The sequence below is a fragment of the Alteromonas sp. 4NS20-0143 genome (genome assembly GCF_057542855.1).
Genome location: NZ_BAAJLR010000039.1, coordinates 1 through 427, shown reverse-complemented (window position 1 = coordinate 427; position 427 = coordinate 1). Strand labels below are relative to the sequence as shown.

Here is a 427-nt window from a genome sequence, read left to right as displayed (position 1 = left end):
GTTATGCGGCATGGAGCTTTAAACATTAAATTTGTAAAAAAACATCCATTTTTAGATAAGTTAGCAAGAAACTCTGCTGCGTTGTTGTTTGCTATTTGCTTCATCGCTATTTTAAAAGTTAGCTTTGGTGGAGACTGGTCCTTAGTCACGACTGGCACAATTTTAAAGACTCTTTTAATTCTCATACCAAGTTCTATATTTATTGCGGCTATCGTTACGTTTTGGGAAGCGAAAAATGATTAAGGTAATTGGTCCAAGAAAGAAAGCTCCAATAGTCCAAAACCAGCAAAACACACTGCTTTTTTCAAATTCAACGCATAACAAAACGCTTAAGTCGTTCGCCAAAAGCGGGCTCACTGGGACACAAACATGGCGCGCCTTAGGCTATTATGCGCCCCATGTTTGTGCCCCTTAGCTCAAAGTTATG

At 39.3% G+C, this 427-nt stretch carries 1 protein-coding gene; it reads left to right on the top strand.

Annotation, left to right across the window (positions count from 1 at the left end; translation table 11 throughout):
* Positions 1 to 243: hypothetical protein (locus AC27HD_RS18880; protein WP_487107818.1), on the top strand; the 243-nt coding region annotated here is incomplete at its 5' end.
* Positions 244 to 427: the final 184 nt, after the last annotated feature.